We start from the raw sequence: 24,849 nt of genomic DNA, 5'->3' as shown, positions 1-24,849 counted from the left end.
CGCGGCGGGGGCCCCGGGGGCGGGCCCGCGGCCCGCCCCCCGCTGGCCCCCCGACCCTCCCACCCCGGGGGGGGGGGGGGGGGGGGCCCCCCCGGGGGGGGGGGGGGGGGGGGGGGGCCCCCCCCCCCCCCCACGGCCCCGGACCGAAATCGCCCGGCCCGGATGCGGACAGCACCGGTCCTGGTCGCCTATGTTGGCGTTGTATAGGGTGCCCGGACCCGCCTAGCCGTCACCCTCGGCAGCAAGGCACGGCGGACGGGGACGGCGGACTCTTTCGGTCCGTCGCACATCAACTGTGGACGACGGACGCGCGCCGCCCCGGCGCGGGCGCGACGTCATGTGGAGGACGCGCTATGAGCAGCGACCCGTGGGGCCGTGTGGACGAGCAGGGCACGGTCTACGTCAGGACGGCCGACGGTGAACGCGTCGTCGGTTCCTGGCAGGCCGGCTCGCCCGAGGAGGCCCTCGCCTACTTCGAGCGCAAGTACCAGGGCATCGAGGTGGAGATCGGCCTGCTGGAGAAGCGGGTGCGCACCACCGACCTGGCCGCGAAGGACGCCCAGGCCGCGCTGGAGCACCTGCGTGCCCAGGTGGTCGAGGGGCACGCGGTCGGCGACCTGGAGGGCCTGGCCAAGCGGCTGGACACGCTCGCCGGTGAGATCGAGAGCCGGCGCGAGGAGCGCAAGGCCGCTCGTGCCAAGGCCCAGGACGAGGCCCGTTCGGCCAAGGAGGCCCTGGTCTCCGAGGCCGAGCAGCTCGCCGAGTCCACCCAGTGGCGGGAGGCCGGGGACCGGCTGCGCGCCCTGGTGGACACCTGGAAGAGCCTGCCGCGGCTGGACCGCAAGAGCGACGACGAGCTGTGGCACCGCTTCTCGCACGCCCGCTCGGTCTTCTCCAAGCACCGCAAGGCGCACTTCGCCACCCTGGACGCCGAGCGCGAGAAGGCCCGGCAGACCAAGGAGTCGCTGGTCGCCGAGGCCGAGGCGCTGTCCTCGTCCACGGAGTGGGGCAGCACCGCCGCCTCCTACCGTGACCTGATGGCGCGCTGGAAGGCCGCCGGCCGGGCCCAGCGGGACATCGAGGACGAGCTGTGGGCGCGGTTCCGCGGCGCCCAGGACGTCTTCTTCCAGGCCCGCTCCTCGGTGTTCAGCGAGCGGGACGCCGAGCAGGTGGAGAACCAGAAGCTCAAGGAGACGCTGGCCGCCGAGGCCGAGGCGATCCTGCCGATCACCGACCTCAAGGCCGCCAAGGCCGCGCTGCGCGAGGTCAACGAGCGCTGGGAGGCCATCGGCCACGTGCCGCGCGAGGTCCGTCCGAAGCTGGACGGCCGGCTGAACGCGGTCGAGCGGGCCATCCGCGAGGCCGAGGAGGCCGAGTGGAAGCGCTCCAACCCGGAGGCCAAGGCCCGCGCGGCCGGCATGGTGGGCCTGTTCCAGACGAAGGCCGACAAGATCCAGGCCGACCTGGACAAGGCCCGCGCGGCCGGCAACGCCTCCAAGGTCGCCAAGCTGGAGTCCGAGCTGGCCGGCGTGCGGACCCTGCTGGACCAGGCGCACAAGAGCCAGGAGGAGTTCAGCGGCTGACCGCCCTGACCCGCTGAACGCGGAAGGCCCCCCGGGAGCTCCCGGGGGGCCTTCCGCGCTGTTGCGGGGCCGCGCCGCTACTTGCGGGCGGAGGTGACGCGGTAGACGTCGTACACGCCCTCGACGCCGCGCACCGCCTTGAGCACGTGGCCCAGGTGCTTCGGGTCGCCCATCTCGAAGGTGAAGCGGCTCATCGCCACCCGGTCCCGGGAGGTCTGCACCGCCGCCGACAGGATGTTGACGTGCTGGTCGGAGAGCACCCGGGTGACGTCCGAGAGCAGTCGGGAGCGGTCCAGCGCCTCGACCTGGATGGCCACCAGGAAGACCGAGGACTGGGTGGCCGCCCACTCGACGTCGATCATGCGCTCCGGCTGCTGGCTCAGCGCGTCCACGTTGACGCAGTCGGCGCGGTGCACCGAGACGCCGTTGCCGCGGGTCACGAAGCCGACGATCGGGTCGCCCGGCACCGGGGTGCAGCAGCGGGAGAGCTTGACCCAGACGTCCTCGACGCCCTTGACGATCACGCCCGGGTCGCCCTTGGCCCGGCGGCGCACCGCGCGGCGGTTGTCGTGGGTCGGGGTGGCGGTCTCCGCCAGGTCCTCGGTCGCGCCCTCCTCGCCGCCGAGCGCCTGCACCAGCTTCTGCACGATGTTCGGCGCGGCGACGTGGCCCTCGCCGATCGCGGCGTAGAGCGAGGAGATGTCGGGGTAGCGCATCTCGTGGGCCAGGGTGACCAGCGAGTCGCCGGTCAGGATCCGCTGGATCGGCAGGCCCTGCTTGCGCATCGCCCGGACGATCGCCTCCTTGCCGTGCTCGATCGCCTCCTCGCGGCGCTCCTTGGAGAACCAGGCGCGGATCTTGTTGCGGGCACGCGGCGACTTGACGAAGCCCAGCCAGTCCCGGGACGGGCCGGCGTTCTCCGCCTTGGAGGTGAACACCTCGACGGTGTCGCCGTTCTCCAGGGTCGACTCCAGCGGCACCAGCCGCCCGTTGACCCGGGCGCCTATCGTCCGGTAGCCGACCTCGGTGTGCACGGCGAAGGCGAAGTCGACCGGGGTGGCCCCGGCCGGCAGGGCTATCACGTCGCCCTTGGGGGTGAAGACGAAGACCTCGTTGCTGGCCAGGTCGAAGCGCAGCGACTCCAGGAACTCGCCCGGGTCCGCGGTCTCCTTCTGCCAGTCCAGCAGCTGCCGCAGCCAGGCCATCTCGTTGACGGCGCCGGCCTTGTCGTCCTTGCGGACCTGGGTCGGGGTGTCGGTGCGCACCTTGGACGCCCCGGCCACCGCGCGCTGCTTGTACTTCCAGTGCGCGGCGATGCCGTACTCGGCCCGCCGGTGCATGTCGAAGGTGCGGATCTGCAGCTCGACCGGCTTGCCCCCGGGACCGATCACCGTGGTGTGCAGCGACTGGTACATGTTGAACTTGGGCATCGCGATGTAGTCCTTGAACCGCCCCGGCACCGGGTTCCACCGCGCGTGGATGGTGCCCAGCGCCGCGTAGCAGTCGCGGACGGTGTCGACCAGGACCCGGATGCCCACCAGGTCGTAGATCTCGGCGAAGTCCCGGCCCCGGACGATCATCTTCTGGTAGACCGAGTAGTAGTGCTTCGGCCGGCCGGTGACGGAGGCGGTGATCCGGGCGCCGCGCAGGTCCGCCTGGACCTGGTCGATGACGGTCGCCAGGTACTCGTCCCGCTTGGGGGCGCGCTCGGCGACCAGCCGGACGATCTCGTCGTACATCTTGGGGTAGAGGATCGCGAAGGCGAGGTCCTCCAGCTCCCACTTGATGGTGTTCATGCCCAGCCGGTGCGCCAGCGGGGCGTAGATCTCCAGCGTCTCGCGGGCCTTCTTCTCCTGCTTCTCCCGCTTGAGGTAGCGCATCGTGCGCATGTTGTGCAGGCGGTCGGCCAGCTTGATCACCAGGACCCGCGGGTCCTTGGCCATCGCCACGACCATCTTGCGGACGGTCTCGGCCTGCGCGGCCTCGCCGAACTTGACCCGGTCCAGCTTGGTGACGCCGTCCACCAGCAGGGCCACCGAGTCGCCGAAGTCCTTGCGCAGGGTCTCCAGGCCGTAGTCGGTGTCCTCGACGGTGTCGTGCAGCAGCCCGGCCATCAGGGTCGGGGCGTCCATGCCGAGCTCGGCCAGGATCGTCGCCACGGCCAGCGGGTGGGTGATGTACGGGTCGCCGCTCTTGCGCTTCTGCCCGCGGTGCCACTTCTCGGCGACCGCGTACGCCTTCTCGATGTCACGCAGCAGCGCCGGGTCGGCCTTGGGGTCGTTGGCCCGGATCGAGCGGAACAGCGGCTCCAGGACGGGGTTGAGCACGCTGGAGCGCTGGCCGCCCAGGCGGGCCAGCCGGGCTCGCATGCCGCCGGTGGAGCCGCGGCCGGAGGGGCCGAGCGAACGCGACGAGGTCGGCGCCGGGCGTGCCGGGGTGGCCCCCGAGGGCGTGGGACGGTTTTCGGGGGTGGCCGCTGCGGCCGTGGGCACAACCTCGTCGGGCAAGGACAACTCCTCGGGGCACCGGGGCCGACCCCTGCCGAGACCCGAACGGTCGGGTACAACCGGGAGGGGATGAATCTTCATGGTACCGAGCCGGGCGCCGGGGTGTTCATCCGGCCGTGCCAGGAAACGGGAGGACGGCGGTCGGATGTCCCGACCGCCGTCCTCCCGAGGTGTCCGTCAGACCGTGACCAGCGTCTCCAGCGGAGCGCCGTCCAGGTGCCCGGCCAGCCGCTCGCGGCCGTCCAGGAAGCCCAGCTCCATCAGCACCACGACGCCCGCCAGCTCGGCCCCGGCCTCCTTCACCAGGTCCAGCGAGGCGCCGATGGTGCCGCCGGTGGCCAGCACGTCGTCCACCACCAGCACCCGCTCACCGGGAGCGAAGGCGTCGCACTGCACCTCCAGCGTCGCCGAGCCGTACTCCAGCTCGTACGAGCGCCGGAACACCTCGCCGGGCAGCTTGCCCTGCTTGCGGATCGGCACGAAGCCGAGCCCGGCCGCGAAGGCCGCCGGAGCCGCCAGCACGAAGCCGCGCGCCTCCAGGCCCACCACCTTGGTCGCACCGAGCTGCTTGGCCCGGCCCGCCAGCGCGCTGGTCAGGGCGCCGAAGGCCTCGGCGTCGGCGAGCAGCGGAGCGATGTCCTTGAACAGCACACCCGGCTTCGGGTAGTCCGGGACGTCCCGGATCCGGCTGTTCAGCAGCTCGGCCAGTGCGATGTCGGCGGTGGTCACGGTTCTGTCCTTAACGGTCCGGTGGGGCCCCGGGGTCGTGCCCGGGGTCAGCGCTTGGTGGACGGACGGCCCTTGGCACGGGCGGTGCCGGCCGACCGGCCACGCTGTCCGACCATACCCGCAGGCTGCTCCTCGCCCGTCGGCTCCCCGTCCGCCTCGGCACCGTCCGCGGTCTCGGCCTTGGCGGCCGCGGCGGCCCGGTGCTGCAGGACCCGCTTGCGCAGCGCCTTCATCTCCGGCTGCTCCTCCTTGAGCTGCGCCAGCAGCGGGGTGGCGACGCAGATCGAGGAGTAGGCACCGGCCGCGAGGCCGATGAACAGCGCGAGCGAGATGTCGTTCAGGGTACCGGCGCCCAGCAGGCCGCCACCGATGAACAGCAGCGCGGCGACCGGAAGCAGCGCCACCACGGTGGTGTTGAGCGAGCGCACCAGGGTCTGGTTGAGGCCGGCGTTGGCGGCGTCGCTGTAGGTGAGCTTGTTCTGCTTGGTGATCCCCTTGGCGTTCTCCTTCACGGTGTCGAAGACGACGACCGTGTCGTAGAGCGAGTAACCGAGGATGGTCAGGAAGCCGATCACCGTACCCGGGGTGACCTCGAAGCCCACCAGGGCGTACACGCCGATGGTGATCAGGAGGTCGTGGATGAGGGCGACCAGGGCGGAGACCGCCATCCGCCACTCGAAGGCGATCGCCAGGTAGACCGTCACCAGGACCATGAAGACGATCAGACCGGTGAGAGCCTTCTGGGAGATCTGCTTGCCCCAGCTGGGGCCGATCACCTGGGCCTCGACGGTGTCCAGCGGCACGCCGAGCTTCTGCGACAGCTCGGAGCGGATCTCGTCCGAGCTCTTCGACTCCTCGGTGCTGACCTGGATGCGGATCTTGCCGCTGTCGGTCGACTGCACCAGCGGGTGCGTGGAGACGACCCCGTCGGCGGTGTCCTGCGCCTGGGAGACCGTCAGGCCGGGCTTGGACACGGTGTAGACCGAGCCGCCCTTGAACTCGATGCCCAGGTGCAGGCCCATGGCCAGGCCGATCGCCGCGACCAGAACGATCACGCCGGAGATGGAGTACCAGAGCTTACGGCGTCCGACGAAGTCGAAGCTGACTTCGCCCTGGTAGAGCCGGTGGCCCAGGTTGGAGAAGCGTGACACGGTGTCAGGCCTCCTTCACGGCGGCAGAGGAGGGGCTACGGCGACGGCTGCTGCGCAGCGGCGGGCGGGCGCCCAGCCGCTTCGGGTCCAGGCCGGACCACGGGTGGCCGTTCAGGAAGAACTTCCGGCGGGCCAGCAGCGTGATCAGCGGCTTGGTGAAGAGGAAGATCACCACCACGTCGAGCAGGGTGGTCAGACCCAGGGTGAACGCGAAGCCCTGGACCTTGCCGACCGAGACCACGTAGAGCACGGCGGCACAGAGGAAGGACACGAAGTCCGAGACCAGGATGGTGCGCCGGGCGCGCGGCCAGGCCCGCTGGACCGCCGGGCGCAGCGGGGCGCCCTCGCGGACCTCGTCGCGGATGCGCTCGAAGTACACGATGAAGGAGTCGGCGGTGATGCCGATCGCGACGATCGCACCGCAGACCGCCGGCAGGTTCAGCGCGAAGCCGATCGCGTTGCCGAGCAGGCTCATGATCGAGTAGGTCAGGACCGCCGAGACGAGCAGACCGGCGATCGAGACCAGGCCGAGGCCGCGGTAGTAGATCAGCGAGTAGGCGACCACCAGGACCATGCCGATCAGGCCGGCGACCAGACCGGCCTTGAGCTGGTCGCTGCCGAGCGCCGGGGAGACGGTGGTGATGTCGCTCTTGGCGAACTCCAGCGGCAGGGCGCCGTAGCTCAGCACGTTGGCGAGGTCCTGTGCCTCGGCCTGGCTGAAGCGGCCGGTGATGACCGCGCTGCCACCCGGGATCGGCCCGTTGACCTGCGGGTGGGAGACCACCTGGTTGTCCAGCACGATGGCGAACTGGTTGGTCGGCGGGGCCTGGGCGGCCAGCTGGCCGGTGACCTTGGCGAAGGCGTCGGTGCCGGTGCCGTTGAACTGCAGCTGGACCTGCCAGCCGGCACCCGTCTGGGTGTCGATGCTGGCCTGGGCCTTGGAGACGTCCGCGCCCTTCACGGCCGCGGGGCCGAGGGCCAGCTTCTCGTAGTAGCCGTTCTCGGCCTTCTGGGAGCAGGCGACGACGGCCTTGTCCTCGGCACCGGTCTGGGCGGCGCGGACGTCAGGCTTGGAGCAGTCCAGGGCGGCGAAAGCGGCGGCCAGCTCGGGCGGCACGGTGCCCTGGGTCATCGCGTTGCCGATGTCGGCCGGGGTCTGCGGGACGGCCGGGGTGCTCGGGGCGCCGGTGGCGGCCGGGGCCGCGCTGCCGGTGGCGGCGGGAGCGGCGCCGGTGGCGGCGGCGGTCGGGCTGGCGCCCTCGGCGGCCAGCGCCTCGCTCGCGGGGCGGCCCTGCTTGGTGGCACTCGGGGCCGCGGACTGGGCACCGGCGGCGGGGGTGGCGGCCGGCGTCGCGCCCGGGGTGCCGGTGGCGGCCGCGGACGGGGTGCCGGTCGGCTCCGGTGCGGAGATGCCGCTGGGGGCAACGGCCAGGACCGGGCGGAAGAACAGCTTCGCGGTGGTACCCACCTGGTCCGCGGCGTTCTGCCGGTCACCGCCCTTGGGGATGTTCACGATGATCGTGTCCGACCCCTGGGTCTGGACCTCCGCCTCGGAGACACCCATGCCGTTGACGCGGCGCTCGATGATCCCGACGGCGATGTCCATGTTGGACTTGCTGAGAGCCTTGGGATCGGACGACTTCGCGGTCAGCGTGATGCTGGTGCCACCGGCGAGATCGATCCCGAGCCGGGGCTTGGTGGTGCCCGTCCCGAACATGAGGGCGACCAGTCCGACGGTGACGACCAGGATGAGGGCCAGCGCCCGCCCTGGGTAGCCGTCGCGCGGGCGCGACTTGGGTGTTGCCACCTTGCTCGTTTCTCCCTGTCCATGCCACTTTCCCGGCCGTACCCCCGGCCGGCGATAGTCGGGACGGGGGTACGGCGGTTCTGTGGCCCTGAGGTCCTGTGGGCTCGCGGCGGATGCCGCGCGGCCGGGCGGGTTGCCCGGCCGTACTTACTTGCTCTCGGGAGCCCCGCCCTCGGCATCGCCCTTCGCGGCGCTGTCCTTGGTGAGCGTCAGCGGCTTGTCCTCGACCGGCGCGGCGTCGGCGTCCTCGGCCTCCGGCTCGGGCAGCTCGTCATCGGCGGGGCGGCCGTTGATGATCGCGTCGTACTCCTGGGGGTCCAGGACGGCCGCGACGGCGCTCTTGGTGAAGTGGGTGACCACGCCGGGCGCGATCTCCAGCTCGACGGTCTCCTCGTTGACCGCCTTCACCTGGGCGTACAGGCCACCGATGGTGCGCACCCCCGCCCCGGGCTCCAGCGCCGTCTGCATCTGCTGCTGCTGCTGCTGGCGCTTCTTCTGCGACCGGAACATGAGCACGATCGCGATGATCGGGAGGAGAAGGATGATGAGGTTCACTGCAGCCAGGGTCCTTTACGGGCCGCCGACCGGCGGCCTGTGTGGTATTGGTCGGCCCGTCAGGTGAGAGGGGCGGTCCGGCGGAGTCTAGGCGACCCCGAATCGATCGGACAACGCCAAGCATCGCATCCTGCCGCCGAAAGTGGCGACCCTCCGCCTGCACAGTTTCACCGGACTTCGCTCCGGGCCACTCCCCACGCCACCTAGGGAGCAGCGGACGGGAACCGACCCGCCGATCTCACCCGTTCGGCCGATGGCGGTCAACTTTCGTCGGCGGGGAACAGCTCCGACTGCGCCGGAACACCTCTGCGAGTGGTCTGCACCGGCGGGGTCATGCCGAGGTGCTGCCAGGCGGCCGCGGTGGCGATCCGACCGCGCGGAGTGCGGGCGAGCAGGCCCTCGCGGACCAGGAAGGGCTCGGCGACCTCCTCGACCGTCTCGGACTCCTCCCCCACGGCGACGGCGAGTGTCGACAAACCGACCGGCCCGCCGCCGAACAGCCGCAGCAGCGCGTCCAGCACCGCGCGGTCCAGCCGGTCCAGCCCGCGGGCGTCCACCTCGTAGACGTCCAGTGCCTGGGCGGCGATCTCGGCGTTGACCAGGCCGTCGTGCCGGACCTGGGCGTAGTCGCGGACCCGGCGCAGCAGCCGGTTGGCGATGCGCGGGGTGCCGCGCGAGCGCCCGGCGATCTCGGCCGCACCGGCCGGGTCTATCTCCACGTCCAGCAGCGTGGCCGAGCGGTGCACCACCCGCTGGAGTTCGGCCGGGGCGTAGAACTCCATGTGCCCGGTGAAGCCGAAGCGGTCGCGCAGCGGCGGCGGCAGCAGGCCGGCCCTGGTGGTGGCGCCGACCAGGGTGAAGGGCGGCAGCTCCAGCGGGATGGCGGTGGCGCCCGGCCCCTTGCCGACGATCACGTCGACCCGGAAGTCCTCCATCGCCATGTAGAGCATCTCCTCGGCCGGCCGGGACATCCGGTGGATCTCGTCGAGGAAGAGCACCTCGCCCTCGGTGAGCGAGGAGAGGATCGCCGCGAGGTCACCCGCGTGCTGGATGGCCGGGCCGGAGGTGATCCGGATCGGGGCGCCCAGCTCGGCGGCGATGATCATGGACAGGGTGGTCTTGCCGAGCCCGGGCGGGCCGCTCAGCAGCACGTGGTCGGGCGCGCTGCCGCGCTTGCGGGCGGCCTGGAGCACCAGCGACAGCTGCTCGCGCACCCGCTCCTGGCCGATGAACTCGTCCAGCAGCTTGGGGCGCAGCGCCGCCTCCACCGCCTGGTCCTCGCCGTCGGCGGCAGCCGTGACCAGCCGGTCGGCGGGTTCCGAGTCGTACATCCTCGCGGGCTCCAGAGTCTCCAGTGTCGACAAACGGACAGATCGTCAGGTGATCAGCGGGCGCGGTTGAGGCCGCGCAGGGCGAGCCTGAGCAGGGCACCGACATCCGGCGTCGGCTGTGCCTCGGCCTCCGGGGTGACGGCGGCGACCGCCTCGTCCGCCTCGCGCGGGGCGTAGCCGAGGCCGGTCAGCGCGGAGTGCAGCTGCTCGCTCCACGGCGCCGGACCGGCGGCGATCGGCTTCTGCGCGGGGACGGCACCGTGCGGGGCGCCGAGCTTGTCCTTGTACTCCAGCAGCAGCTTGGCCGCCTTGGCCTTGCCGATGCCCGGCACGGCGACCAGCGCCTTCTCGTCGCCGGCCGCGATCGCGGCGCGCAGCGCGTCGGGGCTGTGCACGCCGAGGATCGCCTGCGCCAGCTTGGGGCCGACGCCCGGCGCCGCCTGGAGGATCTCGAACACCGCGCGCTCGTCGTCGTCCGCGAAGCCGAACAGGGTCAGCGAGTCCTCCCGGACCACCAGCGAGGTGGCCAGCCGGACCGGCTCGCCCAGCCGCAGCCCGGCCAGGGTGTTCGGGGTGCACTGCACGGCCATGCCGACGCCGCCCACCTCGACGACCGCGATCCCGGAGGAGACGGCCGCCACGGGCCCTTGCACGAAGGCGATCATCGGACGGTGCCTTTCAAAGGAGTGGAGCGGGAGGTGGTGCGGGCGGCCCGGACGGCGGCCTCCAGCCGGTTGCTCGCCCCGCCGCGCCAGATGTGGCAGATGGCCAGCGCCAGCGCGTCGGCGGCGTCGGCGGGCTTGGGCGGCGCGTCGAGCCGCAGCAGGCGCTGCACCATGGCGGTGACCTGCGCCTTGTCGGCCCGGCCCGAGCCGGTGACGGCGGCCTTGACCTCGCTGGGGGTGTGCAGGGTGACGGGTATGCCGCGCCGGGTGGCGCAGAGCATCGCGACCGCGCTGGCCTGGGCGGTGCCCATCACGGTGCGGACGTTGTGCTGGGCGAAGACGCGCTCGACGGCGACCAGGTCCGGCCGGTGCTCGTCCAGCCAGGCCTCGAGGCCCTGCTCCACCTGGAGCAGCCGCTGCCCGATCTCCGCGTCGGCGGGGGTGCGCACCACGCCGACCCCGGCCATCCGCAGCGGCCGGCCCGGCGCGCCCTCGACCACGCCGACTCCGCACCTGGTCAGCCCCGGGTCCACGCCCAGTACCCGCACCACTCGCCCCGACTCCCTGCCGCTCGCCACTCGAAGGACCCCCGCAGGCTACCGCCCGGGTCGGACAACCCGACCGACGACACCGGCCCGGTGGTCCAGGGACCACCGGGCCGGGCAGTGAGAACGGTCACTCAGGACCGTCACTCGGCGTCGAGCTGCGCACCGACCTCGTCGGAGATGTCGAAGTTGGCGAAGACGTTCTGCACGTCGTCGCTGTCCTCGAGCGCGTCGATCAGCTTCAGGATCTTGCGGGCGCCGTCGACGTCCAGCTCGACCTGCATGCTGGGCAGGAAGTTCGCCTCGGCCGAGTCGTAGTCGACGCCGGCGTCGACCAGCGCGGTGCGCACGGCGACCATCTTCGAGGCCTCGGAGACGATCTCGAACGAGTCGCCGAGGTCGTTGATCTCCTCGGGCTCCTGGTCGAGGACGACCTCGAACAGCTTGTCCTCGTCCACGCCGTCGGCCTTGGGGACGATGACGACACCCTTGCGGGTGAACAGGTACGACACCGAGCCCGGGTCGGCCATCGAGCCGCCGTTGCGGGTCATCGCGACGCGCACGTCGGAGGCGGCGCGGTTGCGGTTGTCGGTGAGGCACTCGATCAGGACCGCGACGCCGTTCGGGCCGTAGCCCTCGTACATGATGGTCTGGTAGTCGGCGCCGCCGGCCTCCAGACCGCCACCGCGCTTGACGGCGCGGTTGATGTTGTCGATCGGGACCGAGCTCTTCTTCGCCTTCTGGATGGCGTCGTAGAGCGTCGGGTTGCCCGCCGGGTCGGGACCGCCGGTACGCGCCGCCACCTCGATGTTCTTGATCATCTTGGCGAAGAGCTTGCCGCGCTTGGCGTCGATCACGGCCTTCTTGTGCTTGGTGGTAGCCCACTTAGAGTGGCCGGACATCGCCAGCTCCTTTACGTCGCCAAAGGGAAATGAACAGATGAGATCTTACCGGTGTCGCCACCGGTGAGACGCACACGGTCAGCGCGCGGCCGCGGAGAGGTGCTCCTCGACCATCCGCACGAAGTACGCGTGCACCCGGTGGTCGCCGGTCAGCTCCGGGTGGAAGGAGGTGGCCAGCAGGTTGCCCTGGCGGACCGCCACGATCCGGCTGTCCGGGCCGTCCGCGGCGGGCAGCTCGGCCAGGACCTTGACGCCCGCTCCGACCGACTCGACCCAGGGGGCGCGGATGAAGACGCCGTGCACCGGCGCGTCGTCCAGGCCGGCGAAGTCGATCCCGGACTCGAAGGACTCGTTCTGACGGCCGAAGGCGTTGCGGCGCACCGTCATGTCGATGCCACCGACGGTCTCCTGGTCCTCGCGGCCGTCCAGGATCTTGTCCGCCAGCATGATCATGCCCGCGCAGGTGCCGTAGACCGGCATCCCGGCGGCGACCCGCTCGCGCAGCGGATCCATCACGCCGAACAGCAGGGCCAGCTTGGACATGGTGGTGGACTCCCCGCCGGGGATCACCAGCGCGTCGACCTCGGCCAGCTCCTCGGCGCGGCGCACCGGACGGGCGAGCGCGTCGGCCTCGGCCAGCGCCACCAGGTGCTCGCGGACGTCGCCCTGGAGGGCGAGGACGCCGATGACAGGAGTGCTCACGGTCTTCAACCTCAATCGATCGTTACGACGGACTACGTGGCGCGGCCCGCCGCGCACCGAGGCGCTGCGGCGGGCCGGCCCGGAAACTGCGGGTGGCTACCAGCCGCGGTTGGCGTAGCGCTCGGTCTCCGGCAGGGTGTCGCAGTTGATGCCGACCATGGCCTCGCCCAGGTTGCGGGAGGCGTCCGCGATGACCTTCGGGTCGTCGAAGAAGGTGGTGGCCTTGACGATGGCGGCGGCACGCTTGGCCGGGTCGCCCGACTTGAAGATGCCGGAGCCGACGAAGACGCCCTCGGCGCCCAGCTGGCGCATCAGCGCGGCGTCGGCCGGGGTGGCCACGCCACCGGCGGAGAACAGCACGACCGGCAGCTTGCCGAGCTCGGCGACCTCCTTGACCAGCTCGTACGGGGCGCGCAGCTCCTTGGCGGCGGCGTACAGCTCGTTGTTGTCCAGGGCGCGCAGGTGGCCGATCTCGTTCTTGATCTGGCGCAGGTGGCGGACGGCCTCGACGACGTTGCCGGTGCCGGCCTCGCCCTTCGAGCGGATCATGGCCGCGCCCTCGGCGATGCGGCGCAGGGCCTCGCCCAGGTTGGTGGCGCCGCAGACGAAGGGGGTGGTGAACGCGAACTTGTCCGAGTGGTTGACCTCGTCGGCCGGGGTCAGGACCTCGGACTCGTCGATGTAGTCGACGCCCAGCGACTGGAGCACCTGCGCCTCGACGAAGTGGCCGATGCGGGACTTGGCCATCACCGGGATGGAGACCGCCTCGATGATCTCCTCGATCATGTTCGGGTCGGACATGCGAGCCACGCCGCCGTCCTTGCGGATGTCCGCCGGGACCCGCTCCAGGGCCATGACGGCGACCGCGCCGGCGTCCTCGGCGATCTTGGCCTGCTCGGCGTTGACCACGTCCATGATCACACCGCCCTTGAGCTGCTCGGCCATGCCGCGCTTCACACGGGCGGTGCCGATCTGCGGCTGGTCTGCGGTGGTGGGGGTGGTGGACACGTGAGACCTCACTCGAAGATGAATCAGTGCTATCGCCCTATGGTAGGCAGAACGGGTGACCCCTCCATGCGCCACCAAGTCCAGCCCGGACGACGGGACACGACATTCAGGCCGTATCCGGGGGACACCCTAAGCTGGCGCTCCCTCGGGCGTGAGGGCGGGCGGCGGGGCGTCGTCCATCTCGAACGCCAGCGGGAACGGCGCCTTCCCCGCCAGCCGGAAGTACCGCACCAGACGGTGCTCGCGCACCGCCCGCGCCGCCCGCACCGCGTCGTTGTGGAACCGACGGGCCATCGGCACCCGCCGCACCGCGGCCGTCAGATCACGAACCGCGTCCTCACCGCCCGGCTCGGCCATCAGCGCCGCCATCTGCTCCGGCTCCTCGAACACCGCCCGCAGCGCCAGACTCAACTGGCTCTCCGCCACCTCGCGCTGCTCGTCCTCGGCCTGCCGGGCCGCGTGCGCCGCGTCCAACAGCAGCAGCGAGGCCGCCGGATCCAGCAGCGAGGACGTCGCCAGCTCCATCGCCACCGACGCCCGGCGCACCAGCTGCGCGTCCAGCGCCGCCCGCGCGGCGTCGATCCGGGCGTGCAACCGGTCCAGCCGACCGGCCGTCCAACTCAGGTACATGCCGAACAGCACCACGGCCACGCCGGCCCAGATCCAGGTAGTCACGGGCCGCTACGTTACCGGGTGTCACCGGTTCAGCCCCGGGCGGTCGCGTTCCGGTAACTCTCACGGTCGATGTCCGCGATGTTCACCGCCGTGAACAGCCGGGTGCCCGGCTTCGGCCGGACGTACTGCGCCAGCAGCGCCAGCACGCCCTCGCTCAGCGCCGCCTTCGCCTCCGGCGTACGGCCGGGGAAGATCTGGAACTCCACGAACACCTGGGTGTCCGCGGCCGCCCCGCTGGTGCCCACCACCAGCACCTCGCTCTGCCGGAACACCGTCTTGCAGGACTCCGGCTTCGCGTCGATCGTCGCCTCCGCCAGCCGGTTGATCGCCAGGCCCAGGCCCCGGCGGTCGAAGGTGCCGGCCAGGTCGGCCGAGTAGTCGACGGAGATCTGCGGCATCGTCGCCCCCGTGGATCGCAGTGGTACGGACGCCCGACCCTAACCCCACCGACACCCGGACCCGCCCGCGGGGATCAGTCCCGTGCCAGCCCGAACCGGCCGCGCCGACCGTTGCGCACGTCCTCCTCGACCACCGCCGCCTCGCCGGCCGTCACCGTCTCGTACACCGCCAGGATGTCCGCGCCCACCGTCGACCAGTCGAACCGCCGCACGTGCCGCGACGCCGCCTCCCGCAGCTCCTCCAACCGCGCCGGATCACCCAGCAGCCGCAGCGCCGTACGCGCCAGCGCGTCCGCGTCCTCCACCGGGAACAGCTCCCCCGCGTCCCCGCCGTCCAGCACCTGCTTGAACGCGTCCAGGTCGCTCGCCAGCACCGGCGCGCCCGCCGACATCGCCTCGACCAGGATGATCCCGAAGCTCTCGCCACCGGTGTTCGGCGCCACGTACAGGTCCACGCTACGCAGCAGCCGCGCCTTGTCCCGGTCGCTCACCATGCCGAGGAACTCCACCTGCGCGCGCACCTCGGGCGCCAGGCCCGCGACGGCCTCCTCCTCGTCGCCCTTGCCCGCCACCAGCAGCCGTACCCCCGGCCGCTCCGCCAGGATCCCCGGCAGCGCCGCCAGCAGCGTCGGCAGGCCCTTGCGCGGTTCGTTGATCCGGCCGATGAAGCCGATCGTGCCCGGCTCCCCCTTCGCCGCACCGCCGGTCCAGCGCTCGTCCGGCTCCGCCTCCGCGAAGAAACCCACGTCCACGCCGTTCGGGATCACCACCGCGTCCCCGCCCAGGTGCTCCACCAGCGTCCGCCGGGCGTACTCCGACACCGCGATCCGGGCCCGCATCTTCTCCAGCCCCGGCTGGAGGATCGGCGAGGCCGCGATCATCACCCGCGACCGCGGATTGGACGTGTGGAACGTCCCCACCATCGGCCCGGTCGCCGACCACGCGGCCAGCATCGACAGGCTCGGCGCGGCCGGCTCGTGCACGTGCAGGATGTCGAACCGCCCGTCGTGCAGCCAGCGCCGCACCCGCGCCGCCGACAGGATCCCGAAGCTCAACCGCGCCACCGACCCGTTGTACGGCACCGCCACCGACCGCCCCGCCGGGACCACGTACGGCGGCAGCGCCTCGTCGTCCTCGGCCGGCGCCAGCACCGACACCTCGTGCCCCAGACCGATCAGGTGCTCGGCCAGGTCCCGGATGTGGAACTGCACCCCACCGGGGACGTCCCAGTCGTACGGGCAGACGATGCCGATCTTCACGGGTTCCTCAAGCTCCTTCGGACAGTCGTGCGGGCGGGGACGGCGGGGCGGCTCAGGACCCGGAGGCCTCGGCCGCGGGCTCCGCGGCCGCCTCCACGCGCTCCACGGGTGCCGCCTTCACCGTCTCACGGACCGGCAGATCGGCCAGCCAGAACTTCTGCAGCATGTGCCAGTCCTGCGGGTGCTCGCGGATGCCCCGCTCCCACACCTCCGCCATCGCCTGGGTCATCGCCAGGGTGCGCTCCTTGCGGTCGCCCTCCTCGGGCACCGGTACCTCCGGGTGGATCCGCGCCCGCAGCACCGGGCCGTCGTACCAGAGCGTCACCGGCAGCAGCGCCGCCCCGGTCCGCTGGCACAGCGCCGCGGGACCGGCCGGCATCCGGGTCTCCTCACCGAAGAACGACACCCGGATGCCCGCATCCGACAGGTCCCTGTCCCCCACCAGGCAGACCATCCTGCCCTCGCGCAGCCGCCGCGCCAGGGTCCCGATCACGTTCACCGAACCGCCGGTCAGCGCCAGGACCTCCATGCCCAGGCTCTCCCGGAACGCCACGAACCGGTCGAACAGCCGCTCCGGCTTCAACCGCTCCGCGACCGTGGTGAACGGATAGCCCTGCTGCGCCACCCAGGCGCCCGCGAGGTCCCAGTTGCCCATGTGCGGCAGCGCTATCACCGCGCCCCGCCCGGCCTCCAGCTGCGTCCGCAGGTGCTCGAAGCCCTCCACCTGGACATCCCTGGCCACCCGCTCCCGGCTCCACACCGGCAGCCGGAACGACTCCATCCAGTACCGCAGGTACGAGCGCATCCCCGCCCGGGACAGCTCCCGCAGCTCGGCCCCGTCCACCCCGGGACGGACCCGGCGCAGGTTCGCCTCCAACTGCAGCACCCGCTTGCCGCGCCTGCGCCACGCGTAGTCCGCCAGCCGGTCGAACAGCCCCCGGGCCACCCGCTCCGGCAGGTGCTTCAGCAGCCCCCACCCCAGCGCGTACGCCCAGTACACCAGTCGGTCCGTCACCGCAGGACTCCCCCCATCAGCTCCCGGCCGCCGCTCGGTCGGCCTCGAACGCCTCCCGGCGCACGGTCAGCATCCGCTGGAACACCGTCACCAGGCTGCCCGCCGCCACCAGCCACAGCGCCACCGGCAGCAGCCACTCCACGTACGGCACACCGAACTTGTGCAGACCCGCGACCCCGGCCGCCACCAGGCTGGCCACCAGCCGCTCGGCCCGCTCCACCAGCCCGGACACGTCACACGGCAGGCCCTGGCTCTCCGCCCGCGCCTTCGTGTACGACACCACCAGACCGCTCGCCAGGCAGAAGATCGCCACCGCGCAGAGCAGGTTGTCGTCACCCTTGCCCGCGTACCACATCGCCAGACCGCCGAAGATCGCCGCATCCGCGACCCGGTCCAGGGTGGAGTCGAGGAACGCCCCCCACTTCGTGCTCCGGCCCAGCTGGCGGGCCATGTTCCCGTCCACCAGGTCCGAGAAGATGAACAGCGTGATCGTGATGGTGCCCCAGAAGAACTCCCCACGCGGGAAGAACACCAGCGCACCGGCCACCGAACCGGCGGTACCGATCAGCGTCACGGCGTCCGGGCTCACGCCCAGGCGGATCAGGAACGCGGCGAACGGGGTCAGGACACGTGTGAAGAAGGCACGCGCGTATTTGTTGAGCATGGCCTTCCCAGCCGCTCCGATCTCCCAGATACCCGCCTGGCGCAGCACGCGCGGCAGACGGCCGGGCGGATCAGCCCGTCCGGCGCACCCATCGTAGCCACGCCGAGGACACGCTCCGGCGCACGCACCGCCGGACACCACCCCCGCCCACCGCACGTACACGTCCGATCACCGACCGGCCGTACGGCCCCCGCCCGACCGGACCCGACCGGCCGTACGACACGCGCCACCGGCGACACCCGCCCCTAGACTGCGAAAGACAGCCTCGGCGCCACGGGAGGAGACCCCGATGCCCGACCGCAGCACGGCACGAGCCGGCCAGGCACCCGCCGTCAGCGGCCCGAAGGACCTGCGCAACGTCGTCCTCATCGGCCCCAGCGGTGTGGGCAAGACCACCCTCGCCGAATCCCTCGCCCTCGCCGCCGGCGCCACCGGCCGTGTCGGCCGCGTCACCGACGGCACCACCGTCTCCGACCACGAGGACATCGAGCACCAGCAGCAGCGCTCCGTCCAGCTCTCGCTCCTCCCCCTCGAGTGGAAGGGCGTCAAGATCAACCTGATCGACCCGCCCGGCCACCCCGACTTCACCGCCGACCTGCGCGCCGCCCTGCACGCCGCCGACGCCGCCGTCTTCGTCGTCTCCGCCACCGACCCGGTCACCGCCCCCACCCGCGCCCTGTGGCGCGAATGCGCCGCCGAAGGCATCCCCCGCGCCATCGCCGTCGCCAAACTCGACATCGCCCGCACCGGCTTCGACGACATCCTCACCGCCTGCCACGACGCCTTCGAACTGGGCCCCGACACCCTCCGCCCGCTCTTCCTGCCCGTCCACCACGACGGACACCCAGACGGCAGCGTCGACCTCCTCACCGGCGACACCTACGGCGACGCCGACCCCCTGCCCGACACCGCCCCCGCCCACGACAGCCTCGTCGAAGCCATCTCCGGCCAGGACGACACCCTCATGGAGCGCTACCTCTCCGGCGACCCCCTCGACACCGACTCCCTCGAGGCCGGCCTGCGCCGCGAAGTCCTCTCCTGCGCCCTCCACCCCGCTGTCCCCACCAGCGAGAACGGACTCGGCGCCGCCGAACTCCTCGACCTCATCGCCCACACCTTCCCCGACCCCACCGAGCGCACCCGCCCCGCCCCCGCGTGCGACCCCGACGCCCCTCTCGCCGCCCAGGTCGTCCGCGTCACCGGCGACGCCTACGTCGGCCGGATCAGCCTGCTGCGCCTCTACGCCGGCACCCTGCGCCCCGACACCAGGATCCACCTCGCCGGCCCCGCCCACACCGCCGACCAGGACGGCGACGAACGGGTCACCGCCCTCACCAGCCCCTTCGGCAAACTCCAGCGCCCCGTCCCGCACGCCGTCGCCGGCGACCTCGTCTGCGCCGCCAAACTCACCACCGCCCGCGCCGGCGACACCGTCCACGACCCCGGCCACCCCGTCGACCTCGAGGGCTGGAGCCTCCCCGAGCCCCTGCTCCCGATCGCCATCGAAGCCCACAGCAAGGCCGACGACGACAAGCTCTCCCAGGCCCTCGCCCGGCTCACCGCCGAAGACCCGGCCCTACGCCTGGAACAGAACCCCGATACCCACCAGCTCGTCCTCTGGTGCACCGGCGAAGCCCACGCCGAGGTCGTCCTCGACCGCCTGCGCACCCGCCACGGCGTCCACGTCGACACCGTCGAGCCCAAGGTCGCCCTGCGCGAGACCTTCGGCACCGCCGCCGCCGGCCACGGCCGCCTGGTCAAGCAGTCCGGCGGCCACGGCCAGTACGCCATCTGCGACCTCGAGGTCGAACCCCTCCCGGCCGGCTCCGGCTTCGAGTTCCAGGAACACGTCGTCGGCGGCGCCGTCCCCAAGCACTTCATCCCCTCCGTCGAGAAGGGCGTCCGCGCCCAGCTCGCCAAGGGCGTCACCACCGGCTACCCGCTCGTCGACGTCCGGATCACCCTCACCGACGGCAAGGCCCACTCCGTCGACTCCTCCGACGCGTCCTTCCAGAACGCCGCCGCCCTCGCCCTGCGCGACGCCGCCGAGCACGCCGTCATCCGCCTGCTCGAACCCGTCGCCGCCGTCAGCGTCCTGCTGCCCGACGACTACCTCGGCGCCGTCCTCGGCGACCTCTCCGCCCGCCGCGGCCGCGTCCTCGGCACCGAGACCGGCGGCACCGGACTCACCCTGCTGCGCGCCGAGGTCCCCGAACTCGAACTCGTCCGCTACCCGATCGACCTGCGCTCGCTCACCCACGGCACCGCCGAGTTCTCCCGCGCCTACCTGCGCCACGAACCCATGCCCGCCGCCCTGGCCGAGCGCTACACCGACTGACGGCCGCCCCGCGGTCCGACGGACCTACGGCCGGGCGGGCTTGCGGACCGGCAGCGCGCACGCCGCCGTACCCCCCGGCATCCGGTGCCGGTTGCGCGCCACCCAGCGGTACGCCAGGCCCGCCAGCGGCCGCACCGGCGCCGCCGTCAACACGGCGCCCAGATACGCCCACGCCCCGCCGGAGCGCATCAGCAGCCGCGCAACCGCCTGCGCGCCCCCGTACACCCGGCCGGTCGGCGTCACCCAGAGCACCTCGCGCTCCGCCCGCTCGGCCGACACCTCGCCCCGGCCGCCCGCGAGCCCGTCCAGCCCCGCCAGGTCCGCGAACTGGAACGGCACCGCCTCCCAGCCCCCCGAGGCCAGCGTCTGCCGCAGGTACCGCTCCGCCCAGCGCACGCAGGACGAACAGAACGAACAGTCCCCGTCGAAGACCAGCACCGGATCCTTCACGGCCGTTCCCCTTCCCTTGCTCCACCGTCCATCCTGCCCCACCGCCACCAGGGGCACCCCGGCGGGTATCGACCCGCCCGAAGCTGGGCATCATGCCCCTCAGGCCTCCGGTGACGGCACTTCAGACGATCATCCGCGCGGGGGTGCCACGGCACGGTAACCTGCCGCTGACAAGGGGAGGAGGGGACGCCACCGTGACCACACTCGACATGACCCCGGGTGCGCAGATACCCCGGACCGACGCCGGCCCGCAGACAGCCATCACCCAGGGACTCTCCTCGACCGCCTACCGCGACGGCGAGATCGGCGCCTTCGTCGGCGCCGTCACCGACGCCAAGGAGAAGAAGGGCCGCTTCGCGCTCTTCCGCCCCAACCTCGGCGAGGCCTTCAGCAAGGCGCTGATCTCCCGCGCCCTGGGCGGCGGCCGCAAACCCCTCGTCCCGGCCTTCGGAGTCGACACCCGCCAGGTCGTCGAACACTGCCTGGCCGCCGAGGAACTGCGCAACACCCGCGACCGGCAGCTCAGCACCGTCTCCGTCGTCACCGGTGTGCTCTTCCTCCCCGGCACCCTGATCTGGCTCGGCGCCTTCCAGCTCCGCGCCTGGCTCAAGCGGGACAACCCGAAGAACGCGGCCGTCTACGGCGGCATCGTGCTCGCCGCGACCGCCGCCCTCGCCGTCCTGCTCCTGCTGCGCCCGCCGGCCGCCGGCTACCTCGGCATCTACCTGCGCGTCACCATGCTCGCGCCGGTCATCGGCTGGTACCTCGCCCGCCGGATCGTCGAGCGCTCCGCCAAGGACCTGCGCTCCCGCTGGCAGGCGCTGGTCGAGGGCAGCGTGGTGGCCGCCTCCGTCGCCAAGGCCGTCCCCCGCGACGACCTCGACAAGAAGGCCACCGACCTGCGCGACAAGCTCGGCCGCCTGGACGCCGAGCAGGAGACCAACATCCACCACTACGCCGGGCCCAAGGGCATCCTCGGTGCCGGCCGCCGCTGGGGCGAGTGGCGCCTCGCCGACACCCTCCACCCCGCCGACGGCCACGCCGACTTCCGCGCCTTCCACCCCTGGGACCTGATCCGCCGGATCTCCTCCCACCTCAAGGGCCTGGGCGTCAGCCACGTCGCCAACAGCGGGATGCCCAACGTCGCCATCAAGCAGTGGGTGGTCTTCGACATCGGCGAGGGCGCCGACGAGATCAGCCGCCCCGGCAACGCCGACATGGACGGCGACCGGATGCGCGACTTCGCCGTGCAGAGCGTCGCCGACAAGCAGACCTTCTCCGGCGGCCCCCGGCACTACCTCGCCACCCAGTTCATCACCCACGACGGCAAGCTGGTCCTCACCTTCACCGTCACCGTCACCCTGCTCGCCAACGTCCTCAACATCACGGTGTCCGGCTACGCGCTCGGCCCGGTCAAGGGCGTCTTCTTCGACAAGCCCAAGGACAAGGAGAAGTCGGTCGCCAAGACCGTGAAGTTCTGGGAGGAGCGCACCGTCAAGCTCCCCCTGATCGACAACGACGAGGTCGTCCGCCAGGCCGTCCGCGCCCCCTTCTACCGGATGCCCGGCCTGCTCGGCTGGCTCGGCGGCGGGCTCGGGCTGCCCGAGCCCTTCGGGCTGCGGCACATCTGGGCCGGCCGGGCCTGGGAGAACCGCTCCATGGTCGACAACGCCCAGAACGCCTCCGTCCCGGTGCTCGCCGCCGTCCACGCGGCCACGCTGGAGTTCCTGGAGGAGCACGACCTGGACGCCGACCGCTTCTTCAAGAACCGCACCTCGATCATCAAGTCCGAGGCGCAGAGCCCCCGCCCGTACGACGTGGACACCTTCAACGCCGGCTGACCCCCGGGAGCACACGAGAGGGCCCCACCGAGCATCCCGGTGGGGCCCTCTCGCACGCGCTGCCCGGGCTCAGCCCTGCGGCCAGACCTCGGCCAGCATCTTCCGGGTGTCCGCCAGCAGCTGCGGCAGCACCTTGGTGTGGCCGACCACCGGCATGAAGTTGGTGTCCCCGCCCCAGCGCGGCACCACGTGCTGGTGCAGGTGCGCCGCGATCCCGGCCCCGGCCGCCGCGCCCTGGTTCATCCCGATGTTGAACCCGTGCGCCCCGGAGGCCGCCCGCAGCGCCGTCATCGCCTTCTTGGTGAAGTCCGCCAGCTCGGCCGTCTCGGCCTCGTCCAGGTCGGTGTAGTCGGCCACGTGGCGGTACGGGACCACCATCAGGTGCCCGCCGTTGTACGGGTACAGGTTCAGCACCGCGAACACGGCGCTCCCCCGGGCGATGATCAGACCGTCCTCGTCGCTCAGGGACGGGATCGAGCAGAACGGACAACCGTCGTCCGGAGCCGGGCCGGTGGGCTTGTTCTCACCCTGGATGTAGGCCATCCGATGGGGGGTCCACAGGCGGCGGAAGCCGTCCGGCTCACCGACGCCCCGCTGCAGTTCCGGCTCAGTCGTCATGCTGATCAGCATATTCGCCCGACGGTGCTTGCAAAGCCGCGCGGGGCAGACTCTTCGAGAGCCTGCCCCGCGCGATACCCGCCAGGGCGGGGCCTACCTCACACCTGGATGCGACGCTCCACCGCGTCCACGATCTCAGCGATCGCCTCGTCGACCGGGACGCCGTTCTTCTGCTCGCCGTTGCGGTAGCGGAAGGACACCGCGCCCGCCTCGACGTCGTCGTTGCCGGCGATCAGCATGAACGGCACCTTGCTGCGCTGGGCGTTGCGGATCTTCTTCTGCATCCGGTCGTCCGAGGTGTCCACCTCGACCCGGATCCCGTGCTTCTTGAGCTTCGCCGCGACCTCCAGCAGGTACGGCACGTGCTCGTCGGTGATCGGGATGCCGGTGACGGTGACCGGGGCCAGCCACGGCGGCATGGCGCCGGCGTAGTGCTCCAGCAGCACTGCGAAGAACCGCTCGATGCTGCCGAACAGCGCGCGGTGGATCATGACCGGACGCTGACGCGAGCCGTCCGCAGCGGTGTACTCGAGATCGAAACGCTCGGGCAGGTTGAAGTCGAGCTGAATCGTCGACATCTGCCAGGTCCGACCGATGGCGTCGCGCGCCTGCACCGAGATCTTCGGGCCGTAGAAGGCCGCGCCGCCCGGGTCCGGCACCAGCGGCAGGCCCTGCTTCTCAGCCACGCTCGCCAGGACGCGGGTGGCCTCCTCCCAGGTCTCGTCGCTGCCGACGAACTTCTCCGGGTCCTTGGTCGACAGCTCCAGGTAGAAGTCGGTCAGACCGTAGTCGCGAAGCAGGTTGAGCACGAAGGTCAGCGTGGAGTCGAGCTCCTCCGCCATCTGCTCGCGGGTGCAGTAGATGTGCGCGTCGTCCTGCGTGAAGCCGCGGGCACGGGTCAGGCCGTGCACCACGCCGGACTTCTCGTAGCGGTACACCGTCCCGAACTCGAAGAGGCGCAGCGGCAGTTCACGGTACGAGCGGCCGCGCGCGTCGAAGATCAGGTTGTGCATCGGGCAGTTCATCGGCTTGAGGTAGTAGTCCACGCCCTCGTCGAGCTGCATGGGCGGGTACATACCGTCCGCGTACCAGTCGAGGTGGCCGCTCTTCTCGAAGAGCTTCCCCTTGGTGGCGTGCGGGGTGTAGACGAACTCGTAGCCCTCTTCCTCGTGCCGCTTGCGCGAGTAGTCCTCCATCGCGCGGCGGATGATGCCGCCCTTGGGGTGGAAGACGGCGAGGCCGGAGCCGATCTCCTCGGGGATGGAGAAGAGGTCGAGCTCGTTGCCGAGCTTGCGGTGGTCGCGCTTCTCGGCCTCGACGAGGAAGTCGAGGTGGGCCTTGAGCTCGTCCTTGGTCGGCCAGGCGGTGCCGTAGATGCGCTGGAGCTGCTTGTTCTTCTCGCTGCCGCGCCAGTAGGCGGAGGCGTTGCGCATCAGCTTGAACGCCGGGATGTGCCGGGTGCTGGGCAGGTGCGGGCCGCGGCAGAGGTCGCCCCAGCACTGCTCGCCGCTCTTGGCGTCCAGGTTGTCGTAGATGGTGAGCTCGCCGGCGCCGACCTCGACGTCGGCGCCCTCACCGGCGGTGGCAGCAGAGCCCTTGAGGCCGATCAGCTCGAGCTTGTACGGCTCGGCGGCCAGCTCCTCGCGGGCGGACTCGTCGGTGACCACGCGGCGGGAGAACTTCTGCCCGCGCTTGATGATCTCCTGCATCTTCTTCTCGATGGCCTTGAGGTCATCGGGATGGAAGGGCTTCTCGACGTCGAAGTCGTAGTAGAAACCGTCCTTGACCGGCGGGCCGATGCCCAGCTTGGCCTCGGGGTAGAGCTGCTGCACGGCCTGGGCCATGACGTGCGCGGTGGAGTGGCGCAGGATGTCGAGGCCGTCCTTGCTGTCGATCGCGACCGGCTCGACCTCCTCGCCGTCCTGGAGGACGTACGCGAGGTCCTTGAGCCGGCCGCCGACGCGGGCGGCGATGATCGAGCGGTCGTCGGCGAAGAGCTCGGCGGCCGTGGTGCCCGTCGTCACCACGCGCTCTTCCCGATCGGGTTCGCGGCTGATGATTACCCGGACGTCCGTCACCGGTCTCTCCTGACGTGCTGGATTTCAG

The 24,849-nt window shown here is 71.6% G+C and carries 22 protein-coding genes; 3 read left to right on the top strand and 19 right to left on the bottom strand.

All coding sequences use genetic code 11. The features are described 5' to 3' along the window. The first annotated feature begins 353 nt into the window (after window positions 1-353). A complete protein-coding gene (locus ACIQ87_RS11835) occupies window positions 354-1,583 on the top strand; it encodes a DUF349 domain-containing protein (protein ID WP_402405124.1) in 1,230 nt (409 codons plus the stop codon). A gap of 77 nt (window positions 1,584-1,660) precedes the next feature. Here ACIQ87_RS11835 and ACIQ87_RS11830 read toward each other — a convergent pair whose 3' ends face one another. The 16 genes from ACIQ87_RS11830 to pgsA form a co-directional block, all read right to left on the bottom strand. Continuing rightward, a complete protein-coding gene (locus ACIQ87_RS11830; protein ID WP_402405121.1) occupies window positions 1,661-4,171 on the bottom strand; it encodes a RelA/SpoT family protein in 2,511 nt (836 codons plus the stop codon). Between the two features lie 96 nt (window positions 4,172-4,267). Continuing rightward, window positions 4,268-4,819 carry an adenine phosphoribosyltransferase gene (locus tag ACIQ87_RS11825; protein WP_402405118.1) on the bottom strand — a complete coding sequence of 184 codons (552 nt, stop codon included), beginning with the start codon at window positions 4,817-4,819 and terminating at the stop codon, window positions 4,268-4,270. Between the two features lie 47 nt (window positions 4,820-4,866). After that, on the bottom strand, window positions 4,867-5,970 hold the full coding sequence (gene secF / locus ACIQ87_RS11820) for a protein translocase subunit SecF (protein WP_402405115.1): 1,104 nt from the start codon (window positions 5,968-5,970) through the stop codon (window positions 4,867-4,869). Between the two features lie 4 nt (window positions 5,971-5,974). Continuing rightward, on the bottom strand, window positions 5,975-7,777 hold the full coding sequence (secD, locus tag ACIQ87_RS11815) for a protein translocase subunit SecD (protein WP_402405112.1): 1,803 nt from the start codon (window positions 7,775-7,777) through the stop codon (window positions 5,975-5,977). 147 nt (window positions 7,778-7,924) lie between these two features. Continuing rightward, the gene (yajC, locus tag ACIQ87_RS11810; RefSeq protein ID WP_392874683.1) at window positions 7,925-8,332 is read right to left on the bottom strand and encodes a preprotein translocase subunit YajC; all 408 of its coding nucleotides are present in this window, start codon (window positions 8,330-8,332) and stop codon (window positions 7,925-7,927) included. Between the two features lie 260 nt (window positions 8,333-8,592). Then, window positions 8,593-9,663, bottom strand: coding sequence for a Holliday junction branch migration DNA helicase RuvB (gene ruvB / locus ACIQ87_RS11805; protein WP_402405109.1), 1,071 nt, complete (start codon window positions 9,661-9,663; stop codon window positions 8,593-8,595). Window positions 9,664-9,716: 53 nt separating this feature from the next. After that, window positions 9,717-10,328, bottom strand: coding sequence for a Holliday junction branch migration protein RuvA (gene ruvA, locus ACIQ87_RS11800; RefSeq protein WP_402405106.1), 612 nt, complete (start codon window positions 10,326-10,328; stop codon window positions 9,717-9,719). Continuing rightward, window positions 10,325-10,876: a crossover junction endodeoxyribonuclease RuvC gene (gene ruvC / locus ACIQ87_RS11795; RefSeq protein WP_402405152.1), complete on the bottom strand. Its 552-nt coding sequence runs from the start codon at window positions 10,874-10,876 to the stop codon at window positions 10,325-10,327. Before ruvC ends, ruvA begins: the two co-directional genes overlap by 4 nt. 140 nt (window positions 10,877-11,016) lie before the next feature. Further along, complete coding sequence (locus ACIQ87_RS11790) at window positions 11,017-11,775, bottom strand: YebC/PmpR family DNA-binding transcriptional regulator (RefSeq protein ID WP_049651428.1); 759 nt, start codon at window positions 11,773-11,775, stop codon at window positions 11,017-11,019. A 78-nt stretch (window positions 11,776-11,853) separates the two neighbouring features. After that, complete coding sequence (pdxT, locus tag ACIQ87_RS11785) at window positions 11,854-12,477, bottom strand: pyridoxal 5'-phosphate synthase glutaminase subunit PdxT (RefSeq protein ID WP_402405103.1); 624 nt, start codon at window positions 12,475-12,477, stop codon at window positions 11,854-11,856. Between the two features lie 96 nt (window positions 12,478-12,573). Next, on the bottom strand, window positions 12,574-13,485 hold the full coding sequence (gene pdxS, locus ACIQ87_RS11780) for a pyridoxal 5'-phosphate synthase lyase subunit PdxS (protein ID WP_402405100.1): 912 nt from the start codon (window positions 13,483-13,485) through the stop codon (window positions 12,574-12,576). Between the two features lie 129 nt (window positions 13,486-13,614). Further along, window positions 13,615-14,115: a hypothetical protein gene (locus ACIQ87_RS11775; RefSeq protein WP_387751912.1), complete on the bottom strand. Its 501-nt coding sequence runs from the start codon at window positions 14,113-14,115 to the stop codon at window positions 13,615-13,617. 74 nt (window positions 14,116-14,189) lie between these two features. After that, the gene (locus ACIQ87_RS11770) at window positions 14,190-14,558 is read right to left on the bottom strand and encodes a 5-carboxymethyl-2-hydroxymuconate Delta-isomerase (RefSeq protein ID WP_392874666.1); all 369 of its coding nucleotides are present in this window, start codon (window positions 14,556-14,558) and stop codon (window positions 14,190-14,192) included. Window positions 14,559-14,632: 74 nt separating this feature from the next. Beyond that, the gene (locus ACIQ87_RS11765) at window positions 14,633-15,817 is read right to left on the bottom strand and encodes a glycosyltransferase family 4 protein (RefSeq protein WP_402405097.1); all 1,185 of its coding nucleotides are present in this window, start codon (window positions 15,815-15,817) and stop codon (window positions 14,633-14,635) included. 52 nt (window positions 15,818-15,869) lie between these two features. Beyond that, entirely contained in the window at window positions 15,870-16,832 is a 963-nt protein-coding gene (locus ACIQ87_RS11760; protein ID WP_402405095.1) for a phosphatidylinositol mannoside acyltransferase, read from the bottom strand. 16 nt (window positions 16,833-16,848) lie between these two features. Further along, entirely contained in the window at window positions 16,849-17,496 is a 648-nt protein-coding gene (gene pgsA / locus ACIQ87_RS11755) for a phosphatidylinositol phosphate synthase (protein WP_380458580.1), read from the bottom strand. Between the two features lie 289 nt (window positions 17,497-17,785). Between pgsA and ACIQ87_RS11750 the strand changes: the two genes are divergently transcribed. Then, window positions 17,786-19,834, top strand: coding sequence for an elongation factor G-like protein EF-G2 (locus ACIQ87_RS11750; RefSeq protein ID WP_402405092.1), 2,049 nt, complete (start codon window positions 17,786-17,788; stop codon window positions 19,832-19,834). 24 nt (window positions 19,835-19,858) lie between these two features. Here the strand turns inward: ACIQ87_RS11750 and ACIQ87_RS11745 are convergent, their stop codons facing one another. Further along, window positions 19,859-20,284, bottom strand: a complete 426-nt coding sequence (locus ACIQ87_RS11745; protein ID WP_402405090.1) for a thiol-disulfide oxidoreductase DCC family protein — start codon at window positions 20,282-20,284, stop codon at window positions 19,859-19,861. A gap of 194 nt (window positions 20,285-20,478) precedes the next feature. On the opposite strand from ACIQ87_RS11745, the gene ACIQ87_RS11740 reads away from it, so the two are divergent. Further along, entirely contained in the window at window positions 20,479-22,125 is a 1,647-nt protein-coding gene (locus ACIQ87_RS11740) for a hypothetical protein (RefSeq protein WP_402405087.1), read from the top strand. A gap of 69 nt (window positions 22,126-22,194) precedes the next feature. Here the strand turns inward: ACIQ87_RS11740 and ACIQ87_RS11735 are convergent, their stop codons facing one another. After that, window positions 22,195-22,755 carry an HIT domain-containing protein gene (locus tag ACIQ87_RS11735; RefSeq protein WP_363577366.1) on the bottom strand — a complete coding sequence of 187 codons (561 nt, stop codon included), beginning with the start codon at window positions 22,753-22,755 and terminating at the stop codon, window positions 22,195-22,197. 86 nt (window positions 22,756-22,841) lie between these two features. After that, on the bottom strand, window positions 22,842-24,821 hold the full coding sequence (gene thrS, locus ACIQ87_RS11730; RefSeq protein ID WP_402405085.1) for a threonine--tRNA ligase: 1,980 nt from the start codon (window positions 24,819-24,821) through the stop codon (window positions 22,842-22,844). Window positions 24,822-24,849 lie beyond the last annotated feature (28 nt).

Origin of the sequence: Kitasatospora sp. NPDC096204, from assembly GCF_044763205.1 — a bacterium.
Taxonomy (GTDB): domain Bacteria; phylum Actinomycetota; class Actinomycetes; order Streptomycetales; family Streptomycetaceae; genus Kitasatospora.
This window is presented reverse-complemented; position numbering and strand designations above follow the sequence as displayed.

Bases quoted from the DNA above. Each gene is read 5' to 3' on its own strand.
- ACIQ87_RS11835 (WP_402405124.1), top strand. From the start codon at position 354: ATGAGCAGCGACCCGTGGGGCCGTGTGGACGAGCAGGGCACGGTCTAC.
- ACIQ87_RS11830 (WP_402405121.1), bottom strand. From the start codon at position 4,171: ATGAAGATTCATCCCCTCCCGGTTGTACCCGACCGTTCGGGTCTCGGC.
- ruvB (WP_402405109.1), bottom strand. From the start codon at position 9,663: ATGTACGACTCGGAACCCGCCGACCGGCTGGTCACGGCTGCCGCCGAC.
- ruvA (WP_402405106.1), bottom strand. From the start codon at position 10,328: ATGATCGCCTTCGTGCAAGGGCCCGTGGCGGCCGTCTCCTCCGGGATC.
- ACIQ87_RS11790 (WP_049651428.1), bottom strand. From the start codon at position 11,775: ATGTCCGGCCACTCTAAGTGGGCTACCACCAAGCACAAGAAGGCCGTG.
- ACIQ87_RS11775 (WP_387751912.1), bottom strand. From the start codon at position 14,115: ATGTACCTGAGTTGGACGGCCGGTCGGCTGGACCGGTTGCACGCCCGG.
- ACIQ87_RS11770 (WP_392874666.1), bottom strand. From the start codon at position 14,558: ATGCCGCAGATCTCCGTCGACTACTCGGCCGACCTGGCCGGCACCTTC.
- pgsA (WP_380458580.1), bottom strand. From the start codon at position 17,496: ATGCTCAACAAATACGCGCGTGCCTTCTTCACACGTGTCCTGACCCCG.
- ACIQ87_RS11750 (WP_402405092.1), top strand. From the start codon at position 17,786: ATGCCCGACCGCAGCACGGCACGAGCCGGCCAGGCACCCGCCGTCAGC.
- ACIQ87_RS11735 (WP_363577366.1), bottom strand. From the start codon at position 22,755: ATGCTGATCAGCATGACGACTGAGCCGGAACTGCAGCGGGGCGTCGGT.